The following is a 19,627-nucleotide window of genomic DNA, read 5'->3' on the forward strand; positions in this document are numbered from 1 at the left end:
CAACGCGGCATCTCCGCCGTACTCTTTCGGTGCCTGATGAAAAGCCATTACGTGTGGGTGCTGAGCCAGCCACAGCGGCGTCTGTTGTTTAAGGATATGTTTACCGTGGCCGTGCATCACGCAGGCGCAAAAAACATGTTCACGGCGACAGGCGGCGATCAATGCCCCCAGCTCCTGTTTCGCCTGCATCTGCGTTAAGCCGTGCAGATCGAGAAACAGCTCCGGCGAATAATCTCCGCGGCGTAATTTTTTCAGTTCAAAATGGCTGACGTCTTCGCGTACGTACTTCACAGCCCCTTGCGTGTTGAGCAGCGGCTGAAATTCATCTGAAAAATAGTGGCTGTTATCCGCCTGCTCCTGCAGAAGACGCTTGACCGGTACTTCGCTGATTTTTTTACGCAGCGGGCGATGGACGATGGTGTCCTGCGTGATTTTACGCGTCCCTGTCATCAGCTGACGGAAGAGCGCCTGATCCTCCTCGCTAAGCGATGTTTTCTTTTTCATTCGTCATTCTCATCTCGTATTTCCGACAGTGTACCCGACTAAACGCATTTTTTAACCTCAAGCGCGACGTGTCATTGCTGATTTATCGCCGTCTTCATGGCAAACTAGCCGCCGAAAATTATGCGAGCATGCCCTGGAGGAAAGAGTGGATAAAATATTTGTCGATGAAGCAGTAAACGAGCTGCATACCATACAGGACATGTTGCGCTGGTCGGTTAGCCGCTTCAGCGCCGCCAATATCTGGTACGGTCACGGTACCGATAACCCGTGGGATGAAGCCGTGCAGCTGGTGCTGCCGTCTCTCTACCTGCCGCTGGATATTCCGGAAGACATGCGCACCGCGCGCCTGACCTCCAGCGAAAAACACCGCATCGTTGAGCGTGTGATCCGCCGCGTGAACGAGCGCATTCCGGTCGCTTACCTGACCAACAAAGCCTGGTTCTGCGGCCACGAGTTCTATGTCGATGAACGCGTACTGGTGCCGCGCTCGCCGATTGGCGAGCTGATTAACAACCACTTTGAAGGCTTGATTGGCCATCAGCCGCAGCACATTCTCGATATGTGTACCGGCAGCGGCTGCATCGCGATTGCCTGCGCGTACGCCTTCCCGGAAGCGGAAGTAGACGCGGTAGATATATCCACCGACGCGCTGGCCGTGACCGAGCACAACATCGAAGAGCATGGGCTCATCCATCACGTTACGCCAATTCGCTCCGACCTGTTCCGCGATCTGCCGACGCTGCAGTACGATCTGATCGTTACCAACCCGCCGTACGTCGATGCGGAAGACATGTCCGATCTGCCGAACGAATACCGTCACGAGCCGGAGCTCGGTCTGGCGTCAGGCTCTGACGGCCTGAAGCTGACGCGCCGCATTCTGGCCTGCGCGCCGGATTACCTGACCGACGACGGCGTTCTGATTTGTGAAGTGGGCAACAGCATGGTACATCTGATAGAGCAGTACCCGGATGTGCCGTTCACCTGGCTTGAGTTCGACAACGGCGGTGACGGCGTCTTTATGCTGACCAAAGCGCAGCTGCTCGACGCGCGCGAACACTTCAGCATCTATAAAGATTAATCCAGCGGGCTTCGGCCCGTTTCACAACGCTCAAACACAAACAACAACATCGGAGCCGTGATGGCAGGAAACAGTATTGGACAGTTATTCCGCGTGACCACCTTTGGCGAGTCACACGGGCTGGCGCTGGGCTGTATCGTTGATGGCGTACCGCCAGGCATCGAACTGACCGAAGCCGATTTACAGCACGACCTCGACCGTCGTCGCCCGGGCACCTCTCGCTACACCACGCAGCGTCGCGAGCCGGACCAGGTCAAAATTCTCTCCGGCGTCTTTGAAGGCCGCACCACCGGGACCAGCATCGGTCTGCTGATCGAAAACACCGATCAGCGCTCTCAGGACTACGGCGCCATCAAAGACGTCTTCCGTCCGGGCCACGCCGACTACACCTACGAACAAAAGTACGGCTTCCGCGACTATCGCGGCGGCGGACGTTCTTCCGCGCGTGAAACCGCGATGCGCGTGGCGGCAGGGGCGATTGCTAAGAAATACCTGCAGCAGAAATTTGGCATCGTTATCCGCGGCTGTCTGACCCAGATGGGCGACATTCCGCTGGCGATCAAGGACTGGGACCAGGTCGAGCAAAACCCGTTCTTCTGCGCCGATGCCGACAAGCTTGAGGCGCTGGATGAACTGATGCGTGGCCTGAAAAAAGAGGGCGACTCCATTGGCGCGAAAGTGACCGTGGTGGCAGACGGCGTCCCGGCGGGCTGGGGCGAGCCGGTATTTGACCGTCTCGACGCCGACATTGCCCACGCGCTGATGAGCATCAACGCGGTGAAGGGCGTAGAGATTGGCGACGGCTTTGACGTGGTTCAGCTTCGCGGCAGCCAAAACCGCGATGAGATTACGAAAGCGGGCTTCCAGAGCAACCACGCGGGCGGCATCCTGGGTGGGATCAGCAGCGGGCAGCAGATTATTGCCAACATCGCGCTGAAGCCAACCTCCAGCATTACCGTGCCGGGCCACACGATTAACCGCGATGGCGAAGAAGTTGAGATGATCACCAAAGGACGTCACGATCCGTGCGTGGGGATCCGCGCGGTGCCGATCGCAGAAGCGATGCTGGCGATCGTGCTGATGGATCACTTCCTGCGCCAGCGCGCGCAGAATGCGGATGTGACGACCACCATTCCACGCTGGTAAACATGAAAAAAACCGCAATTGCTCTGCTGGCGCTGCTTGCCAGTGGAGCCAGTCTGGCCGCGACGCCATGGCAAAAAATCACCCACCCGGTGGCGGGAAGCGCGCAGTCGATCGGCGCTTTCTCAAACGGCTGTATCGTGGGCGCGCAGGAACTTCCGCTGCAATCGGATACCTATCAGGTGATGCGTACCGACCAGCGTCGTTACTTCGGCCACCCTGACCTGGTGCTGTTCATTCAGAGACTAGGAAACCAGGTGCATAACCTTGGGCTCGGCACGATGCTGATTGGCGATATGGGGATGCCTGCCGGCGGTCGTTTTAACGGTGGACACGCCAGCCACCAGACCGGACTGGATGTCGATATCTTCCTGCAGCTGCCGAAAGCGCGCTGGACCTCCGCCCAACTGCTGAAACCGCAGGCGCTGGATCTGGTGGCGAGCGACGGTAAGCGCGTTGTGCCGTCCCTGTGGACGCGGGATGTTTCCAGCATGATCAAGCTGGCGGCAGAAGATAATGACGTCACGCGGATTTTCGTTAATCCGGCCATCAAGCAGCAGCTCTGTCTGGATGCCGGAACCGATCGCGACTGGCTGCGCAAAGTGCGCCCGTGGTTCCAGCATCGTGCGCACATGCACGTTCGTCTGCGCTGCCCGGCGAATAGCCTGGAATGTGAAGATCAGCCGCTACCTCCGCCAGGCGATGGCTGCGGTGCGGAACTGCAAAGCTGGTTTGAGCCGGCAAAACCTGGAACCTCTAAGCCTGAGAAGAAGACACCGCCTCCGTTGCCGCCTTCCTGCCAGGCGCTACTGGATGAGCATGTACTTTAATGGATAATTTCGTCGATCTGTTTATGGTGTCACCGCTGCTGCTGGTGGTGCTGTTCTTTGTGGCCATGCTGGCCGGTTTTATCGACGCGCTCGCGGGCGGCGGCGGGTTGTTAACCGTGCCCGCTCTGCTGGCGGCGGGCATGAGCCCGGCGCAGGCGCTTGCCACCAACAAGCTGCAGGCCTGCGGCGGCTCGCTCTCGGCGTCGCTCTATTTTATCCGCCGTAAGGTGGTGAGTCTGGCCGATCAGAAGCTCAATATCCTGATGACCTTTATCGGCTCCACATCGGGCGCGCTGCTGGTTCAGCACGTGCAGTCTGATATTTTGCGCCAGATCCTGCCGATTCTGGTCATCTGCATCGGGCTTTACTTCCTGCTGATGCCAAAGCTCGGTGAAGAAGACCGCCAGCGTCGCCTGTACGGCCTGCCGTTTGCCCTGGTTGCCGGGGGCAGCGTGGGTTTTTACGACGGTTTCTTCGGCCCGGGGGCGGGTTCATTTTATGCGTTGGCGTTCGTGACGCTGGCTGGGTTTAACCTCGCCAAATCCACCGCCCATGCCAAAGTGCTCAACGCGACCTCAAACGTCGGCGGCCTGCTGCTGTTTATCATCGGCGGCAAGGTTATCTGGGCCACCGGGTTTGTGATGATGGCAGGGCAGTTCCTGGGCGCGCGCGCGGGCTCGCGTCTGGTGTTGAGCAAAGGACAAAAACTTATTCGCCCGATGATCGTCATCGTCTCGGCCGTAATGAGCGCCAAACTTCTTTATGACAGCCATGGACAGGAGATCCTCACCTGGTTGGGGATGCACTAATGAACAGTACGCATAAATACGAACAGCTGATTAAGATTTTCGACGGCTGTTTTGCTGACGATTTTAATACCCGTCTGATTAAAGGCGACGACGAACCGATCTATCTTCCTGCTGATGCAGAGATTCCGTATAACCGCATCGTCTTTGCCCACGGCTTTTACGCCAGCGGCTTGCACGAGATTTCGCACTGGTGCATTGCGGGTAAAGCGCGGCGCGAGCTTGTGGACTTCGGTTACTGGTACTGCCCGGACGGACGTGATGCCGCCACTCAGGGCCAGTTTGAAGATGTGGAAGTGAAGCCGCAGGCGCTGGAATGGCTATTCTGCGTCGCGGCGGGTTTCCCGTTCAACGTCAGCTGTGACAACCTCGAAGGCGACTTCGAGCCAGACCGTATTGTCTTCCAGCGCCGCGTTCACGCGCAGGTGATGGAATATCTTGAGAAAGGCATCCCCGAACGTCCGGCACGCCTGATCGAGGCCTTACAGAATTATTACCACACGCCGGTTATCACGGCGGAATGCTTCCCTTGGCCGGAAGATCTTTAACAGAGGAAAGAAGATGATCGCAGAATTTGAATCACGCATTCTGGCGTTAATTGATGACATGGTGGAACACGCCAGTGATGATGAGCTGTTCGCCAGCGGTTATCTGCGTGGTCACCTGACGCTCGCGGTAGCCGAGCTAGAAGCGGGGGACGATCACTCTGCCGACGCCGTTCACGCCGAAGTGGCCCGCAGTCTGGAGAAAGCCATTCAGGCCGGAGAGCTCTCGCCGCGCGATCAGTCTCTGGTGTTAGGCATGTGGGACACTTTGTTCCAGCAGGCGAAACGCTAAGTCATCGTATTTCGCCCGGTGGCGCTGCGCTTACCGGGCCTGTGAATATCCCCTCTCCCTGTGGGAGAGGGTTAGGGTGAGGGCACCAGACCGCACCCTACTTAACCTTCTTCCCCTTCAGCAGTTTCCGTACCCACAATCGATTCGGATTCAGCCCCGCAAGCGTAACCCTGTCCAGCGGAATCGGCTCGCCGCTCATTTGCGCGGCTAACACTTCTGCCAGCAGCGGTGCGGAACAGAGCCCGCGAGATCCTAATCCACCCAGCATAAACAGCTCCGGATAAACCGGCGCGCTTACCGCGTTATCCCGGTTATCAGCCAGATCCTGATAGGCCTCAAGCGTCGCGTCGTAGTCTGGCACATTTCCCGCCATCGGCAGATGATCGCGGGTGGCACAGCGCACGCCGCAGCGCGCGTCACTCTCGCTGACGTCAACCTCTTTCGCCCACGCCGCATCCGGGAAGCAGTCAATCAGGCGCTGGCGGTTCTGGGCCTGATCCGCTTCGCTGTAGCGCATATCCGTTTCGCCACGATGATAGCTGGCCCCGATGCAGTGGTGGCCGTTAGACGGATTTTGCGGCGTCAGATAGCCGTCATAGCACAGCACCTGACGCAGTTTGCTCAGTTCAGGCGCGGAAGGAATATGGCTTACCTGGCCGCCGACCGGATAAACCGGCAATGACTCTGTCTGGATAAACTGGCTGATGTTATGCCCGTTTGCCAGCACAACGCTGGCATGGCTCGCCTCTTTGCCATCGGCAAAACGCAGATTCCAGCGTTCTGTCCGGCTCAACGATTCAACCTTGTGAGCATAATGCGCCGTCAGCCCGCGCGACTGCGCCAGGGCAATGACCGCCGCGGTCAGTTCAGCCGGGCACAGCCAGCCGCCGAGGGGATACTGAATGCCCCCACACTCGGTTTCCACGCCAGCGGTCTCTGCCACCTCTTGCGCACTTACCGCACGGGCAATCTCGTCAGGCAGACCCAGCGACAGCATCTGCGTGATTTTTTGCTGGCTCTTTTCATCCCAGCCGAGCTGCGTCACGCCGCACCAGTCATGGTCAAACGCCACCGGCAGGGCATCGTACAGGCGACGAGCGAAGGTAAATGCCGCCGGGAAAAAACGGAACAGGGCCGGGTCGTGCGCGCTTAAAAGCGGATAGAGCGCCCCCTGGCGGTTGCCGGACGCGCCGCTTGCTGGCGCGTCGTCAGCACAGTAGAGCGTGACCTGCCAGCCGCGGTGGAGAAGCGCGAGAGACAGCAGGGCGCTGGCGATCCCCCCGCCGACTATCGCCACTTCACGGGATGCGCTGGCGCGGCGCGCAAACCAGGGTGCCTGTGCGGGAATATCCAGCGTCTGCTCCATACTGCCGACCAGCATGTCGCGCTTGCGGCCAAAACCTTTGGTTTTCTGCATGGTAAAGCCCGCCTCCTGCAGTCCGCGGCGGACAAAGCCAGCCGAGGTGAAGGTGGCAAGCGTTGCGCCCGGGCGCGCCAGCCGCGCCATCGCGCTAAACAGATGCTGGCTCCACATGTCCGGGTTTTTGGCGGGGGCAAAGCCGTCAAGGAACCAGGCGTCCACCGTCTGATTCATCGAATCATCGAGCGTATCGGTCAGGTCATTGATGTCGCCAAGCCATAAATCCAGCGTCACGCGTCCGCCGTCCAGAATCAGACGGTGGCAGCCGCCGATGTGGGGCGGCCACTGCGCCTGAAGCTGCTCCGCCCAGGCTGCAAGCTCTGGCCAGCGCTGATGAGCGAGCCGCAGATCGTGCGCGGTGAGCGGGAATTTTTCGAAACTGATGAAATGTAATCTTTGTAGCGTAGCCTCAGGGTGGGCAGCGTGAAACTGGTCAAACGCCTGCCAGAGGGTCAGAAAATTGAGCCCGGTGCCGAATCCGCTTTCCGCTACAACGAACAGGCTCCGCGGATGCTCCGGGAAGCGGGTGCTGAGCTGGTTTCCGTCGAGGAAAACATAGCGAGTTTCTTCGAGTCCGTTATCATTAGAAAAATAGACGTCATCAAAATCTCGGGAAACAGGTGTACCCTCAGCGTTGAATTCCAGGTTGGCGGGTTGTATAGCGTTTTGTTTCACGTAAGTTACTCGTCTGACAGGCAGTGGCACGATCTTAACGATGTGAGTCCATCGGTGCAAATTTCCGCAGAAAATGTCTGATCGGACTTGTTCGGCGTACAAGTGTACGCTATTGTGCGACTCGAAACTTACTATAGTGCGACTTACAGAGGTATTGAATGAAACGTGCAGTGATTACTGGCCTGGGCATTGTTTCCAGCATCGGTAATAACCAGCAGGAAGTCCTGGCATCTCTGCGTGAAGGACGCTCCGGGATCACTTTCTCTGAAGAGTTTAAAGATTCAGGTATGCGTAGCCACGTATGGGGTAACGTCAAACTGGACACCACCGGTTTGATTGACCGCAAAGTGGTTCGTTTCATGAACGATGCCTCTATTTATGCTTATCTCTCCATGCAGGAAGCGATCAAAGATTCCGGCCTGAGCGAAGAGGTTTATCAGAACAACCCGCGCGTGGGTCTGATCGCCGGTTCCGGCGGCTCATCAAAAGCGCAGGTATTCGGCGCTGACGCAATGCGAAGCCCGCGTGGTCTGAAAGCAGTAGGTCCGTACGTGGTAACCAAAGCCATGGGTTCTGCGGTTTCCGCGTGCCTGGCGACCCCATTCAAAATCCACGGTGTGAACTACTCCATCAGCTCCGCGTGTGCGACCTCCGCGCACTGCATCGGTAATGCTGTTGAGCAGATCCAGCTGGGTAAACAGGACATCGTATTTGCTGGCGGCGGCGAAGAGCTGGGCTGGGAAATGGCCTGTGAATTCGACGCGATGGGCGCACTGTCCACCAAATACAATGAAACCCCGGATAAAGCCTCCCGTACCTATGATGCGCACCGTGACGGTTTCGTTATCGCGGGCGGCGGCGGTATGGTTGTGGTTGAAGAGCTGGAGCATGCCCTGGCACGTGGCGCGCACATCTACGCTGAAATCGTGGGCTACGGTGCAACGTCTGACGGTGCCGACATGGTTGCGCCATCCGGCGAAGGCGCGGTGCGCTGCATGAAGATGGCGATGCACGGCGTTGACACCCCAATCGACTACCTGAACTCCCACGGTACCTCTACTCCGGTAGGCGACGTGAAAGAGCTGGGTGCGATCCGTGAAGTCTTCGGCGACAACAGCCCGGCAATCTCCGCGACCAAAGCCATGACCGGTCACTCTCTGGGTGCGGCTGGCGTGCAGGAAGCGATCTACTCTCTGCTGATGCTGGAAAACGGCTTTATCGCGCCAAGCATCAACATTGATGAGATGGACGAGCAGGCTGCAGGCCTGAACATCGTGACCAAACCAACGGACGCGACGCTGACTACCGTCATGTCAAACAGCTTCGGCTTCGGTGGCACCAACGCCACGCTGGTAATGCGTAAGCTGAAAGCATAAGTTTTACGTTTGAATCCGGAAGGGAGCCATAAGGCTCCCTTTTTTTATGCATTGACAAGCGGCTGATCTCACAGGCAAACTTCACCCCTCAACATTATCCTCACGATAATGCGTAAGCGTTTAACGTCAACCAACGCACCTTAATCCTGATTATCAGGTAGAGGGGGCGTGGCATTTCCCCGCCTTACTCTTCATTTCGGAGTAAAGCATGACTGCAGTAACTCAAACAGAAACAACCCCTTCAGCGAACGTCTCGCTGTTCCGTATCGCTTTTGCGGTATTTCTGACCTATATGACCGTTGGCCTGCCGCTGCCGGTGATCCCGCTGTTCGTTCATCAGGAACTGGGCTATGGCAACACCATGGTCGGCATCGCCGTGGGCATTCAGTTTTTAGCCACGGTATTAACCCGCGGATATGCCGGACGGCTGGCGGATCAGCACGGTGCAAAACGCTCGGCGTTACAGGGGATGTTTGCCTGTGGGCTCGCGGGCGGCGCATGGCTGCTGGCTGCTCTCCTGCCGGTAGATGCCGCGTATAAGTTTGCGCTGCTGGTGCTGGGCCGTTTAATCCTTGGCTTTGGTGAAAGCCAGCTGCTGACCGGCACCCTGACCTGGGGAATGGGGCTGGTGGGGCCCGCACGCTCCGGCAAGGTGATGTCCTGGAACGGTATGGCCATCTATGGCGCGCTGGCCGCAGGCGCACCGCTTGGGCTGCTGATCAATAGCCAGTTTGGGTTTGCGGCGCTGGCTGCCACCACCATGGCTTTACCCCTGCTGGCGTGGGCGTTTAACGGCTCGGTGCGTAAGGTGCCCGCGCACAAAGGCGAGCGTCCTTCCCTGTGGAGCGTGGTCGGCCAAATCTGGCAGCCGGGTCTTGGCCTGGCGCTGCAGGGCGTGGGTTTTGCGGTGATTGGTACCTTCGTCTCGCTCTATTTTATGAGCCGCGGCTGGGCGATGGCCGGTTTTACGCTCACCGCGTTTGGCGGCGCGTTTGTGCTAATGCGCGTCTTCTTCGGCTGGATGCCGGATCGCTTCGGCGGCGTGAAGGTCGCGGTCGCGTCGCTGGTGATTGAGACCATCGGTCTGCTGCTGCTGTGGAATGCACCCGTGGCATCCGTTGCGCTGCTTGGCGCGGCGCTGACCGGCTGCGGCTGTTCACTGATCTTCCCGGCGCTCGGTGTTGAAGTGGTGAAGCGCGTGGCCCCGCAGGTGCGCGGCACGGCGCTGGGCGGCTACGCGGCGTTTCAGGATATCTCATACGGGGTAACCGGGCCGCTGGCCGGGGTGTTAGCCACCTCGTTTGGTTATCCGTCCGTCTTTCTGGCCGGTGCGGTTTCCGCAGTGGTGGGGATCGTGGTGACGCTGGTGGCGTTTCGCAGGACTTAAGCCGTTGTTGCCGGGTGGCGGCAGTGCCTTACCCGGCCTGCGGTTCGAGCCGTTGTAGGCCCGGTAAGCGCAGCGCCACCGGGCAAAACCTCAGGCAACCAGCCAGAAAATCGCCAGCGCAATCAGTAGCGCAATAAACATCAATCCCGGACGCGCAGAGAGCGTTCTGAACGTCTCCACGACTGGCGCAAACAGCGGGCTGTAGATCGGCTGAATGTTTCTCACCTCGGGCACACCGCCTTCGCGCTCGGCGCGGCGAACGAAGATTTGATTGAGCAGATCCTGCACCTGCGCGGTGGTCAGTACCGTTTGCGGCGTGGCCTGCCAGTTTTGCTGGGCGTAATCACGAATGACTTCAAACTCGTGCGGCTCAAGCGGCTGTTTCAGTGACGCCTGGACGGTATGCAGGGTAGGGGCATTCTGGGTGCTGAGCGTCTGACGCGCCTGGAGCCAGGTCACCAGATGAGTAAACTGTTTGGCCGGGATTAACTCACCCGCCTTCACGCCGGACAACTCCAGCATGGATTGCCAGATAAGCTTCGTCGGTTCGCCGGTGGCCGCAGCCAGCTTCGTCACCATCTGCTTGAGCGTGTTGTGCTCGGCTGGCAGCAGCGGACGCTCGGTTGCCGGGCGCACCTGAGGCTGCGGGATAGACAGCTCGTTGTTCTGCAGCAGGGTCAGCACGGTTTTGAGCTGATCGGGCGTCAGCTGGCCCAGTGCGGTCTGACCATACTGCTGGCGAATAAAATCGCTCACCGCCTGCCGGTTATTGCCCTGGCCCAGCAGCTCGGTCAGCTGAGCGATAATCTGGCGCGTGGTGTGGTTCTGCTGCGCGGTATTAATACGCTGGTTCAGGTTTTGCTCGGCCGCAGGGAAATGGCGCGACTGCAGCGGTGCGTCGTTCCTCACGCCTAAATCATGCTTTACCCCGGCCCAGACTTCCGCGTTTTGCTGTGAAGTCAGCGCAATCAGGCGCGTGATCAGTCGCTCCAGCACGGTGCGCTGTTGCGTGGATAGCGGTTGTTCACCGGCAACGTTTGGCGTGACGGGGCCTTCACCCGGAGGGCGTGGCGGCGTACCTGAAATGGGCTGCATCGTCAAAAATCCTTAAAGTCAAAACTCAGCGTAAACCAGGCATACATATATGCCTGGCGGCCAGATTATGGCACACTTGGCAGGTTTTCTTCCTCTCAAACAGGTACTCAGACGTGAAAATCCTCGTTGATGAAAATATGCCTTACGCCCGTGAGCTGTTTAGCCGCCTGGGTAACGTTAAGGCTGTCCCTGGTCGCCCGATCCCGGTCAACGAACTGGATGACGCAGACGCGCTGATGGTGCGCTCGGTGACTAAAGTAAATGAGGCGTTGCTCGCCGGTAAAGCGATTAAGTTTGTCGGAACCGCAACGGCAGGGACCGATCATGTGGATGATAAATGGCTGAAGCAGGCCGGAATCGGTTTTTCCGCCGCGCCGGGCTGTAACGCCATCGCCGTTGTGGAATACGTCTTCTCCTCCCTGCTGATGCTGGCCGAGCGCGACGGGTTTGCGCTTAAGGACCGCACCGTGGGGATTGTCGGGGTGGGTAACGTCGGCGGGCGCCTGCAAAAGCGCCTTGAAGCGTTAGGGATCCGCACGCTGCTGTGCGATCCGCCGCGTAAAGACAACGGCGATGACGGGGATTTCCGCTCGCTGGATGAGCTGGTTGAACAGTGTGACGTGCTGACTTTCCACACGCCGCTGTTTAAAGAGGGGCCGTATAAGTCGCTGCATCTTGCTGACGAGGCGCTGATCCGTCGTCTGAAGGCTGGCACTATTCTGATAAATGCCTGTCGTGGTCCGGTCGTCGATAACGCCGCGCTGCTGACATGCCTGAACGAAGGTCAAGACCTCAGCGTGGTGCTGGACGTCTGGGAGCCGGAGCCGGATCTCAGCGTTGAGCTGCTTAACAAGGTGGATGTGGGCACGGCGCACATCGCCGGTTATACCCTGGAAGGCAAAGCACGCGGTACCACGCAGGTCTTCGAAGCCTACAGCGCCTTTATTGGCCATCCGCAGCAGGTAGCGCTGGATACCTTACTCCCCGCGCCTGAATTTGGCCGCATTACCCTGCACGGCCCGCTCGATCAGGCAACGCTGAAAAGGCTGGTGCATTTGGTGTATGATGTGCGCCGCGATGATGCGCTGCTGCGTAAAGTGGCGGGGATCCCGGGTGAGTTTGATAAGCTGCGCAAGAACTACGTTGAGCGCCGCGAGTGGTCTTCCCTGTATGTAATGTGCGACGACGCGTCGGCGGCGACGCTGCTGCATAAGCTGGGATTTAACGCCGTTCATCACCCGGCGCATTAATGTCTTCTTAATGCTCCCTGTCGGATACTCCGACAGGGACGCTTTTTTATTTCTGGAGTAAACCACCATGTCTGAAGGCTGGAACATTGCCATTTTAGGTGCCACGGGTGCCGTGGGCGAAGCCCTGCTCGAAACCCTTGCTGAGCGTCAGTTCCCGGTGGGCGATATCTATGCGCTGGCCCGTACCGACAGCGCAGGTGAGCATCTGCGTTTTAACGGTAAATCCGTCATGGTTCAGGACGCGGCCGCGTTCGACTGGACGCAGGCGCAGCTGGCGTTTTTCGCCGCGGGCGCTGAAGCGACGGCTGCGTACGTTGAAGAGGCGACCAACGCTGGCTGCCTGGTGATCGACCTGAGCGGTCTGTTCTCAATGGAGCCGGATGTGCCGCTGGTGGTGCCGGACGTGAACCCGTTTGTGCTGGCTGACTACCGCAACCGTAACGTTATTGCGGTTCCGAACAGCCTCACCAGCCAGCTGCTGACCGCGCTGAAACCGCTGATCGACGACGGCGGCCTGTCGCGCATTTCCGTCACCAGCCTGCTGTCCGCGTCCGCGAACGGCAAAAAGGCCGTTGACGCGCTGGCCGGGCAGAGCGCGAAGCTGCTGAACGGTATCCCGATTGACGAAGATGATTTCTTTGGCCGCCAGCTGGCGTTCAACATGCTGCCGCTGCTGCCGGACCGCGAGGGCTCCGTGCGCGAAGAGCGTCGTATCGTCGATGAAGTGCGCAAAATTCTGCAGGACGATGGCCTGATGATCTCCGCGAACGTCGTGCAGTCCCCGGTCTTCTACGGCCATGCGCAGATGGTCGGCTTTGAAGCCCTCCGTCCGCTGGCGGCAGAAGAGGCGCGCGACGCGTTTGGCCGCGGTGAAGACATCGTGCTCTCTGAAGAGAGCGAGTTCCCGACCCAGGTTGGCGATGCCACCGGTAGCGCGCATCTTTCCGTTGGCTGCGTGCGTAACGATTACGGCATGCCGGAGCAGGTTCAGTTCTGGTCCGTTGCTGATAACGTTCGCTTCGGCGGCGCGCTGATGGCGGTCAAAATCGCTGAAAAACTGGTGCAGGAGTATCTGTACTGATGTCAGACGTGGAACAAAAGCCGGTCCATAGAATTGCCCTCGGAATTGAGTACGATGGCAGTAAATATTATGGCTGGCAGCGTCAGAACGAGGTGCGCAGTGTCCAGGAGAAGCTGGAAAAAGCGCTCTCTCAGGTGGCAAACGAGCCGATTAACGTCCTGTGCGCGGGCCGTACGGACGCGGGTGTTCACGGTACGGGGCAGGTGGTTCACTTTGAAACCACCGCCGTGCGTAAGGATGCCGCCTGGACGCTGGGTGTAAATGCGAATTTGCCTGGTGACATTGCGGTGCGTTGGGTAAAAGCTGTGCCGGATGATTTTCATGCGCGCTTTAGCGCCACGGCGCGTCGCTACCGTTATGTCATCTACAACCAGCGCCTGCGTCCTGCAGTGTTAAGCCAGGGCGTCACGCATTTTTATGAACCGCTTGATGCAGAACGTATGCATCGCGCGGCGCAGTGTTTGATTGGTGAAAATGACTTTACGTCGTTTCGTGCGGTGCAGTGTCAGTCCCGCACGCCGTGGCGCAACGTCATGCACATAAACGTCAGCCGCTTTGGCGCGTATGTGGTGGTGGATATCAAAGCCAATGCCTTTGTACATCATATGGTTCGGAATATTGTAGGCAGCCTGATGGAAGTGGGTGCCGGACACCAGCCGGAGAGCTGGATTGCAGACCTGCTGGCAGCGAAGGACAGAACGCTTGCGGCAGCCACGGCGAAAGCGGAAGGATTGTATCTGGTCTCAGTAGACTATCCGGATCGATTTGACCTGCCGAAACCGCCAATGGGCCCGCTATTTTTAGCGGACTAAACAAAGGTGCAATTAGGGCTTAGACAATATGGACGTAATACGTTTTCTGATTGATTTCATTCTGCATATTGATGTTCACCTGGCAGAGCTGGTCGCGCAGTATGGCGTCTGGGTTTACGCCATTCTGTTCCTCATTCTGTTTTGTGAAACCGGACTGGTCGTTACCCCATTCCTGCCAGGGGATTCACTGCTGTTCGTTGCCGGGGCGCTCTCGGCGTTGCCCACTAACGATCTGAACGTGCATCTTATGGTTGTGCTGATGGTGATTGCCGCGATTGTCGGTGATGCGGTCAACTATACGATTGGACGGGTGTTCGGTGAGCGGCTTTTCAGCAATCCTGATTCGAAAATTTTCCGTCGCAGCTATTTAGACAAAACCCATGCGTTTTATGAACGCCATGGCGGGAAAACCATTATCCTTGCGCGTTTTGTGCCTATTGTGCGTACATTTGCACCGTTTGTGGCGGGAATGGGGCATATGTCCTATCGTCATTTTGCGGCATACAACGTGGTTGGCGCGCTGCTGTGGGTACTGCTGTTTACCTACGCAGGCTATCTGTTTGGCGATCTCCCGGTGGTGCAGGAAAACCTTAAGTTACTGATTGTAGCGATTATTGTGCTTTCCGTACTGCCTGGCGTTATCGAAATCATTCGTCACAAACGTGCGGCGGCAAAACAAGCTAAGTAAATGCACGCTGGCGGTTCGACCACTTTTTTATCCAAAGTTTCGGGCTGTTATGTTTTAATGTGCAACATTCATGGTCTGTTGGAGGCAAAAATGGCATTATTCGCCTCTTATAGCAAAACTGGCATACGACCAGGTTCAGGCAGAAAGGTTATCAATGAGCTGGATTGAACGAATTAAAAGCAACATTACCCCAACGCGCAAAGCGAGCATTCCTGAAGGGGTATGGACGAAGTGTGATAGCTGCGGTCAGGTTCTGTATCGCGCAGAGCTGGAGCGCAACCTTGAGGTGTGTCCAAAGTGCGACCACCATATGCGTATGTCGGCGCGCAACCGCCTGCATAGCCTGCTGGACGAAGGCTCTCTGGTAGAGCTGGGTAGCGAACTTGAGCCAAAAGACGTGCTGAAGTTCCGCGATTCCAAAAAATACAAAGATCGTCTGGCCTCTGCACAGAAAGAGACCGGCGAGAAAGACGCGCTGGTCGTTATGAAAGGCACCCTGCATGGGATGCCGGCTGTTGCCGCTGCGTTTGAGTTCTCCTTTATGGGCGGCTCGATGGGCTCCGTGGTCGGTGCGCGCTTCGTGCGTGCCGTTGAGCAGGCGCTGGAAGACAACTGTCCGCTGATCTGCTTCTCTGCCTCCGGCGGTGCGCGTATGCAGGAAGCGCTGATGTCGCTGATGCAGATGGCGAAAACCTCTGCTGCGCTGGCGAAGATGCAGGAGCGCGGTCTGCCGTACATCTCCGTGCTGACCGACCCAACCATGGGCGGCGTCTCCGCGAGCTTCGCGATGCTGGGCGATCTGAACATCGCTGAGCCAAAAGCGCTGATCGGCTTTGCCGGTCCTCGCGTTATCGAGCAAACCGTTCGTGAAAAACTGCCGCCGGGCTTCCAGCGCAGTGAGTTCCTCATTGAGAAAGGCGCTATCGATATGATCGTCCGCCGTCCGGAAATGCGCCTGAAGCTGGCGAGTATCCTGGCGAAGCTGATGAATCTGCCAGCGCCGAACCCGGATGAGCCGCGCGAAGGCGTGGTGGTACCGGATCAGGAACCCGAGGCCTGATAACTGAAAAGGGCAGGGCCGGTTGGCGCTGCCCTTTTGCTTTCTAATCTGTTAATGACAACCGGGCATTATGGAAAATAAAAGCATTCCCCAAGCCACGTCGCCCCTGGCCGCGTGGCTTTCTTATCTGGAAAACCTGCACAGTAAAACCATCGATATGGGGCTTGAGCGCGTAAGCCAGGTCGCCGCGCGTCTTGATGTGCTCAAACCGGCACCTTTCGTGTTCACCGTCGCGGGTACCAACGGTAAAGGCACGACCTGCCGCACGCTGGAATCTGTCCTGATGGCCGCGGGTTACAAAGTTGGCGTGTACAGCTCTCCACACCTGGTCCGCTACACCGAGCGCGTTCGCGTGCAGAACAGCGAGCTGCCGGAATCGGCGCATACGGCGTCGTTCGCGGAAATTGAAGCCGCACGCGGTGAGATCTCATTAACCTATTTTGAATACGGCACCCTGTCGGCGCTGTGGCTGTTCAAACAGGCGCAGCTGGATGTCGTGATCCTTGAGGTCGGCCTCGGCGGACGTCTTGATGCGACCAATATGGTGGATGCGGACGTGGCGGTGGTCACCAGCATCGCGCTGGACCATATCGACTGGCTGGGACCGGATCGTGAAAGCATTGGCCGCGAGAAGGCAGGTATTTTCCGGGCGAATAAACCCGCCGTGGTCGGCGAGCCGGACATGCCGTACACCATTGCTGACGTGGCAAACGAGAAGGGCGCGCGTCTGCTGCGCCGCGGTGTTGACTGGCAGTATGAGGTTCAGGATAACGGCTGGCGCTTCAGCGATGGGCAGGGCGCGCTGGACAACCTGCCGCTGCCGCAGGTGCCGCAGCCGAACGCGGCAACCGCGCTGGCGGCACTGCGCGCCAGCGGCCTCGTGGTCAGCGAGCGGGCGATCCGCGACGGTATTCAGAGCGCAATTCTGCCCGGGCGTTTCCAGATTGTCAGCGAGTCACCGCGCCTGATTCTGGACGTGGCGCATAACCCGCATGCGGCGGCGTATCTCGCGGGACGTCTCAAATCGTTACCAAAAACCGGGCGCGTGCTGGCGGTTATCGGTATGCTTCATGATAAAGATATCGGCGGGACGCTGGCCTGCATGGAGACTGTGGTCGATAGCTGGTATTGTGCTCCTCTGGAGGGGCCGCGCGGCGCGACGGCTGAGCAGCTGATGGAACATCTCGGCAAAGGCGCAATCTATAGTAGCGTGGCTCAGGCCTGGCATGCCGCGATGGCGGATGCTAAACCAGAAGATACCGTGCTGGTGTGTGGTTCATTCCACACGGTGGCACATGTCATGGAAGTGATGGACGCGGGGAGAACCGGTGGCGAGTAAGTTTCAGAACCGTTTAACAGGAACCATTGTGCTGGTCGCGCTCGGGGTGATTATTCTCCCGGGTCTGCTCGACGGGCAGAAAAAGCATTATCAGGACGAGTTTGCCGCTATTCCGCTGGTGCCGAAACCGGGTGACCGCGATGAGCCGGATATGCTGCCTGCGGCGACGCAGGCGCTGCCTGCCCAGCCGCCGGAAGGTGCGGCGGAAGAGGTGCGTGCAGGCGATGCCGCCGCACCGTCGCTCGATCCGTCACGCCTGGCGGCAGCGAGCAGCAGCGATATCGATCCGGTGCCGGTAGAGCAGCCTAAACCTGTTGAAAAACCGAAGCCGGTTGAGAAGCCGCAGCCGCAGCCGAAACCGCAGCGGGATAAAGCCGCAGAGCAGCTGGCTGCCGCGTCAGAAACCCCGCCGCCGGCAAAACAAGACGCGACACCGACCGGAAAAGCGTACGTTGTGCAGCTCGGCGCGCTGAAAAATGCCGATAAGGTCAACGAGGTCGTGAGCAAACTGCGCAGTGCGGGATATCGTGTTTACACTTCACCTTCCACGCCGGTGCAGGGTAAAATTACCCGCATTCTCGTGGGGCCAGAAGCGTCCAAAGATAAGCTTAAAGGTTCGCTCGGTGAGCTGAAGCAGATCTCCGGCCTGAGCGGTGTGGTGATGGGCTACAGCGCGAACTGATAAGATCTACCCCTCACCCTAACCCTCTCCCCAGAGGGGCGAGGGGATGGTTTGCTCCCTCTCCCTTGAGGGAGAGGGCTGGGGTGAGGGGGAATGGCAGACGTCCAAAGAGACGTAATGAGCCAACGGCGTTGAACATTTTTTCAGCGCCTTTTTTATTTACGCGCGGGAAGGAAATCCCTACGCAAACGTTTTCTTTTTCTGTTAGAATTCGCCCCGAACTGGATGACAGGGCGTTAAATCGTGGGACACATATGGTCTGGATTGATTACGCCATCATTGCGGTGATTGGTTTTTCCTGTCTGGTTAGCCTGATCCGTGGCTTTGTTCGTGAAGCGTTATCGCTGGTAACCTGGGGTTGTGCTTTCTTTGTTGCCAGTCATTACTACACTTACCTGTCTGTCTGGTTCACGGGCTTTGAAGATGAACTGGTCCGAAACGGAATTGCCATCGCGGTGCTGTTTATCGCAACGCTGATTGTCGGCGCTATCGTGAATTACGTGATAGGTCAGCTGGTCGAGAAAACCGGTCTGTCAGGAACGGACAGGGTGCTCGGGATCTGTTTCGGGGCGTTACGAGGCGTGCTGATTGTGGCCGCGATCCTGTTCTTCCTGGATACCTTCACCGGGTTCTCCAAAAGCGAAGACTGGCAGAAATCGCAGCTCATTCCAGAATTCAGCTTCATCATCAGATGGTTCTTTGACTATCTGCAAAGCTCGTCGAGTTTTTTGCCCAGGGCATAAACCCTGAGATGTGGCTTAACGAGGAAAAGACGAATGTGCGGTATTGTCGGTATCGCCGGTTTCATGCCGGTAAACCAGTCGATTTATGACGCGTTAACGGTGCTTCAGCACCGTGGGCAGGATGCTGCGGGTATCATCACCATTGATGCAAACAACTGCTTCCGTTTACGCAAGGCGAATGGCCTGGTAAACGATGTGTTTGAAGCCCGCCATATGCAGCGTCTGCAAGGTAATATGGGGATCGGTCACGTTCGTTATCCTACTGCTGGCAGTTCCAGCGCCTCCGAGGCACAGCCTTTCTACGTCAACTCACCGTATGGCATCACCCTTGCTCATAACGGCAACCTGACCAACGCGCATGAGCTGCGTAAAAAGCTGTTCGAAGAGAAACGTCGCCACATTAACACCACCTCTGATTCTGAAATCCTGCTCAATGTGTTCGCCAGCGAGCTGGATAACTTCCGTCATTACCCGCTGGAAGCAGACAACATCTTTGCTGCGATTGCCGCGACCAACCGCCAGATCCGCGGCGCGTACGCCTGCGTGGCGATGATCATTGGTCACGGCATGGTTGCCTTCCGCGATCCAAACGGCATTCGTCCCCTGGTGCTCGGCAAGCGCGACCTTGGCGATGGCCGTACCGAATATATGGTTGCCTCTGAGAGCGTGGCGCTGGATACCCTGGGCTTTGAGTTCCTGCGTGACGTTGCGCCGGGCGAAGCGGTCTATATCACCGAGAAGGGCCAGCTGTTTACCCGCCAGTGTGCCGATAACCCGGTCAGCAACCCGTGCCTGTTTGAATACGTTTACTTCGCCCGCCC

The 19,627-nt window shown here is 58.0% G+C and carries 20 protein-coding genes; 17 read left to right on the forward strand and 3 right to left on the reverse strand.

What is annotated here, in order from left to right; translation table 11 throughout:
• On the reverse strand, positions 1–504 hold a 504-nt coding region (smrB, locus tag DEO48_RS19535), incomplete at its 3' end, for an endonuclease SmrB (protein WP_109846062.1).
• Positions 505–649: 145 nt separating this feature from the next.
• Between smrB and prmB the strand changes: the two genes are divergently transcribed.
• From prmB to DEO48_RS19565, 6 genes are read left to right on the forward strand one after another with little or no spacing between them, the layout of a single operon-like run.
• Positions 650–1,582 carry a 50S ribosomal protein L3 N(5)-glutamine methyltransferase gene (gene prmB, locus DEO48_RS19540; protein ID WP_008502612.1) on the forward strand — a complete coding sequence of 311 codons (933 nt, stop codon included), beginning with the start codon at positions 650–652 and terminating at the stop codon, positions 1,580–1,582.
• A 60-nt stretch (positions 1,583–1,642) separates the two neighbouring features.
• On the forward strand, positions 1,643–2,728 hold the full coding sequence (aroC, locus tag DEO48_RS19545; RefSeq protein WP_045354342.1) for a chorismate synthase: 1,086 nt from the start codon (positions 1,643–1,645) through the stop codon (positions 2,726–2,728).
• A gap of 2 nt (positions 2,729–2,730) precedes the next feature.
• The gene (gene mepA / locus DEO48_RS19550; RefSeq protein WP_023312576.1) at positions 2,731–3,555 is read left to right on the forward strand and encodes a penicillin-insensitive murein endopeptidase; all 825 of its coding nucleotides are present in this window, start codon (positions 2,731–2,733) and stop codon (positions 3,553–3,555) included.
• The gene (locus DEO48_RS19555) at positions 3,555–4,364 is read left to right on the forward strand and encodes a sulfite exporter TauE/SafE family protein (protein ID WP_045354340.1); all 810 of its coding nucleotides are present in this window, start codon (positions 3,555–3,557) and stop codon (positions 4,362–4,364) included. Before mepA ends, DEO48_RS19555 begins: the two co-directional genes overlap by 1 nt.
• A complete protein-coding gene (locus DEO48_RS19560) occupies positions 4,364–4,909 on the forward strand; it encodes an elongation factor P hydroxylase (protein ID WP_109846063.1) in 546 nt (181 codons plus the stop codon). Before DEO48_RS19555 ends, DEO48_RS19560 begins: the two co-directional genes overlap by 1 nt.
• Positions 4,910–4,922: 13 nt before the next feature.
• Positions 4,923–5,198 (forward strand): YfcL family protein, encoded by a 276-nt coding sequence (locus DEO48_RS19565; RefSeq protein WP_032659220.1) that lies wholly within the window; start codon positions 4,923–4,925, stop codon positions 5,196–5,198.
• Positions 5,199–5,295: 97 nt separating this feature from the next.
• Here the strand turns inward: DEO48_RS19565 and mnmC are convergent, their stop codons facing one another.
• Positions 5,296–7,293: a bifunctional tRNA (5-methylaminomethyl-2-thiouridine)(34)-methyltransferase MnmD/FAD-dependent 5-carboxymethylaminomethyl-2-thiouridine(34) oxidoreductase MnmC gene (gene mnmC / locus DEO48_RS19570; RefSeq protein ID WP_109846064.1), complete on the reverse strand. Its 1,998-nt coding sequence runs from the start codon at positions 7,291–7,293 to the stop codon at positions 5,296–5,298.
• 158 nt (positions 7,294–7,451) lie between these two features.
• Between mnmC and fabB the strand changes: the two genes are divergently transcribed.
• Entirely contained in the window at positions 7,452–8,669 is a 1,218-nt protein-coding gene (fabB, locus tag DEO48_RS19575; protein ID WP_047652586.1) for a beta-ketoacyl-ACP synthase I, read from the forward strand.
• A 208-nt stretch (positions 8,670–8,877) separates the two neighbouring features.
• A complete protein-coding gene (locus DEO48_RS19580) occupies positions 8,878–10,056 on the forward strand; it encodes an MFS transporter (RefSeq protein WP_048975410.1) in 1,179 nt (392 codons plus the stop codon).
• A gap of 90 nt (positions 10,057–10,146) precedes the next feature.
• On the opposite strand, the gene flk is transcribed toward DEO48_RS19580, so the two are convergent.
• Entirely contained in the window at positions 10,147–11,151 is a 1,005-nt protein-coding gene (gene flk / locus DEO48_RS19585) for a flagella biosynthesis regulator Flk (RefSeq protein WP_109846065.1), read from the reverse strand.
• A gap of 113 nt (positions 11,152–11,264) precedes the next feature.
• Between flk and pdxB the strand changes: the two genes are divergently transcribed.
• From pdxB to DEO48_RS19630, 9 genes are all read left to right on the forward strand, one after another.
• A complete protein-coding gene (gene pdxB / locus DEO48_RS19590) occupies positions 11,265–12,401 on the forward strand; it encodes a 4-phosphoerythronate dehydrogenase PdxB (protein ID WP_109846066.1) in 1,137 nt (378 codons plus the stop codon).
• 67 nt (positions 12,402–12,468) lie between these two features.
• Positions 12,469–13,482: an aspartate-semialdehyde dehydrogenase gene (locus DEO48_RS19595; RefSeq protein ID WP_032659209.1), complete on the forward strand. Its 1,014-nt coding sequence runs from the start codon at positions 12,469–12,471 to the stop codon at positions 13,480–13,482.
• Positions 13,482–14,294, forward strand: coding sequence for a tRNA pseudouridine(38-40) synthase TruA (truA, locus tag DEO48_RS19600; RefSeq protein ID WP_023312566.1), 813 nt, complete (start codon positions 13,482–13,484; stop codon positions 14,292–14,294). The genes DEO48_RS19595 and truA overlap by 1 nt, the downstream gene beginning before the upstream one ends.
• Before the next feature lie 28 nt (positions 14,295–14,322).
• Positions 14,323–14,982, forward strand: a complete 660-nt coding sequence (locus DEO48_RS19605; protein ID WP_039263236.1) for a DedA family protein — start codon at positions 14,323–14,325, stop codon at positions 14,980–14,982.
• A 154-nt stretch (positions 14,983–15,136) separates the two neighbouring features.
• Positions 15,137–16,042 carry an acetyl-CoA carboxylase, carboxyltransferase subunit beta gene (gene accD, locus DEO48_RS19610; RefSeq protein WP_023312564.1) on the forward strand — a complete coding sequence of 302 codons (906 nt, stop codon included), beginning with the start codon at positions 15,137–15,139 and terminating at the stop codon, positions 16,040–16,042.
• A 70-nt stretch (positions 16,043–16,112) separates the two neighbouring features.
• Positions 16,113–17,381 carry a bifunctional tetrahydrofolate synthase/dihydrofolate synthase gene (gene folC / locus DEO48_RS19615; protein WP_109846067.1) on the forward strand — a complete coding sequence of 423 codons (1,269 nt, stop codon included), beginning with the start codon at positions 16,113–16,115 and terminating at the stop codon, positions 17,379–17,381.
• On the forward strand, positions 17,371–18,063 hold the full coding sequence (gene dedD, locus DEO48_RS19620; RefSeq protein WP_109846068.1) for a cell division protein DedD: 693 nt from the start codon (positions 17,371–17,373) through the stop codon (positions 18,061–18,063). The genes folC and dedD overlap by 11 nt, the downstream gene beginning before the upstream one ends.
• 254 nt (positions 18,064–18,317) lie before the next feature.
• Complete coding sequence (gene cvpA / locus DEO48_RS19625) at positions 18,318–18,806, forward strand: colicin V production protein (RefSeq protein ID WP_000262116.1); 489 nt, start codon at positions 18,318–18,320, stop codon at positions 18,804–18,806.
• Positions 18,807–18,839: 33 nt separating this feature from the next.
• Positions 18,840–19,627: amidophosphoribosyltransferase (locus DEO48_RS19630; RefSeq protein WP_181367033.1), on the forward strand; the 788-nt coding region annotated here is incomplete at its 3' end.

Origin of the sequence: Enterobacter sp. CGMCC 5087, assembly GCF_003144775.1 — a bacterium.
GTDB classification, from domain to species: domain Bacteria; phylum Pseudomonadota; class Gammaproteobacteria; order Enterobacterales; family Enterobacteriaceae; genus Enterobacter; species Enterobacter cloacae_M.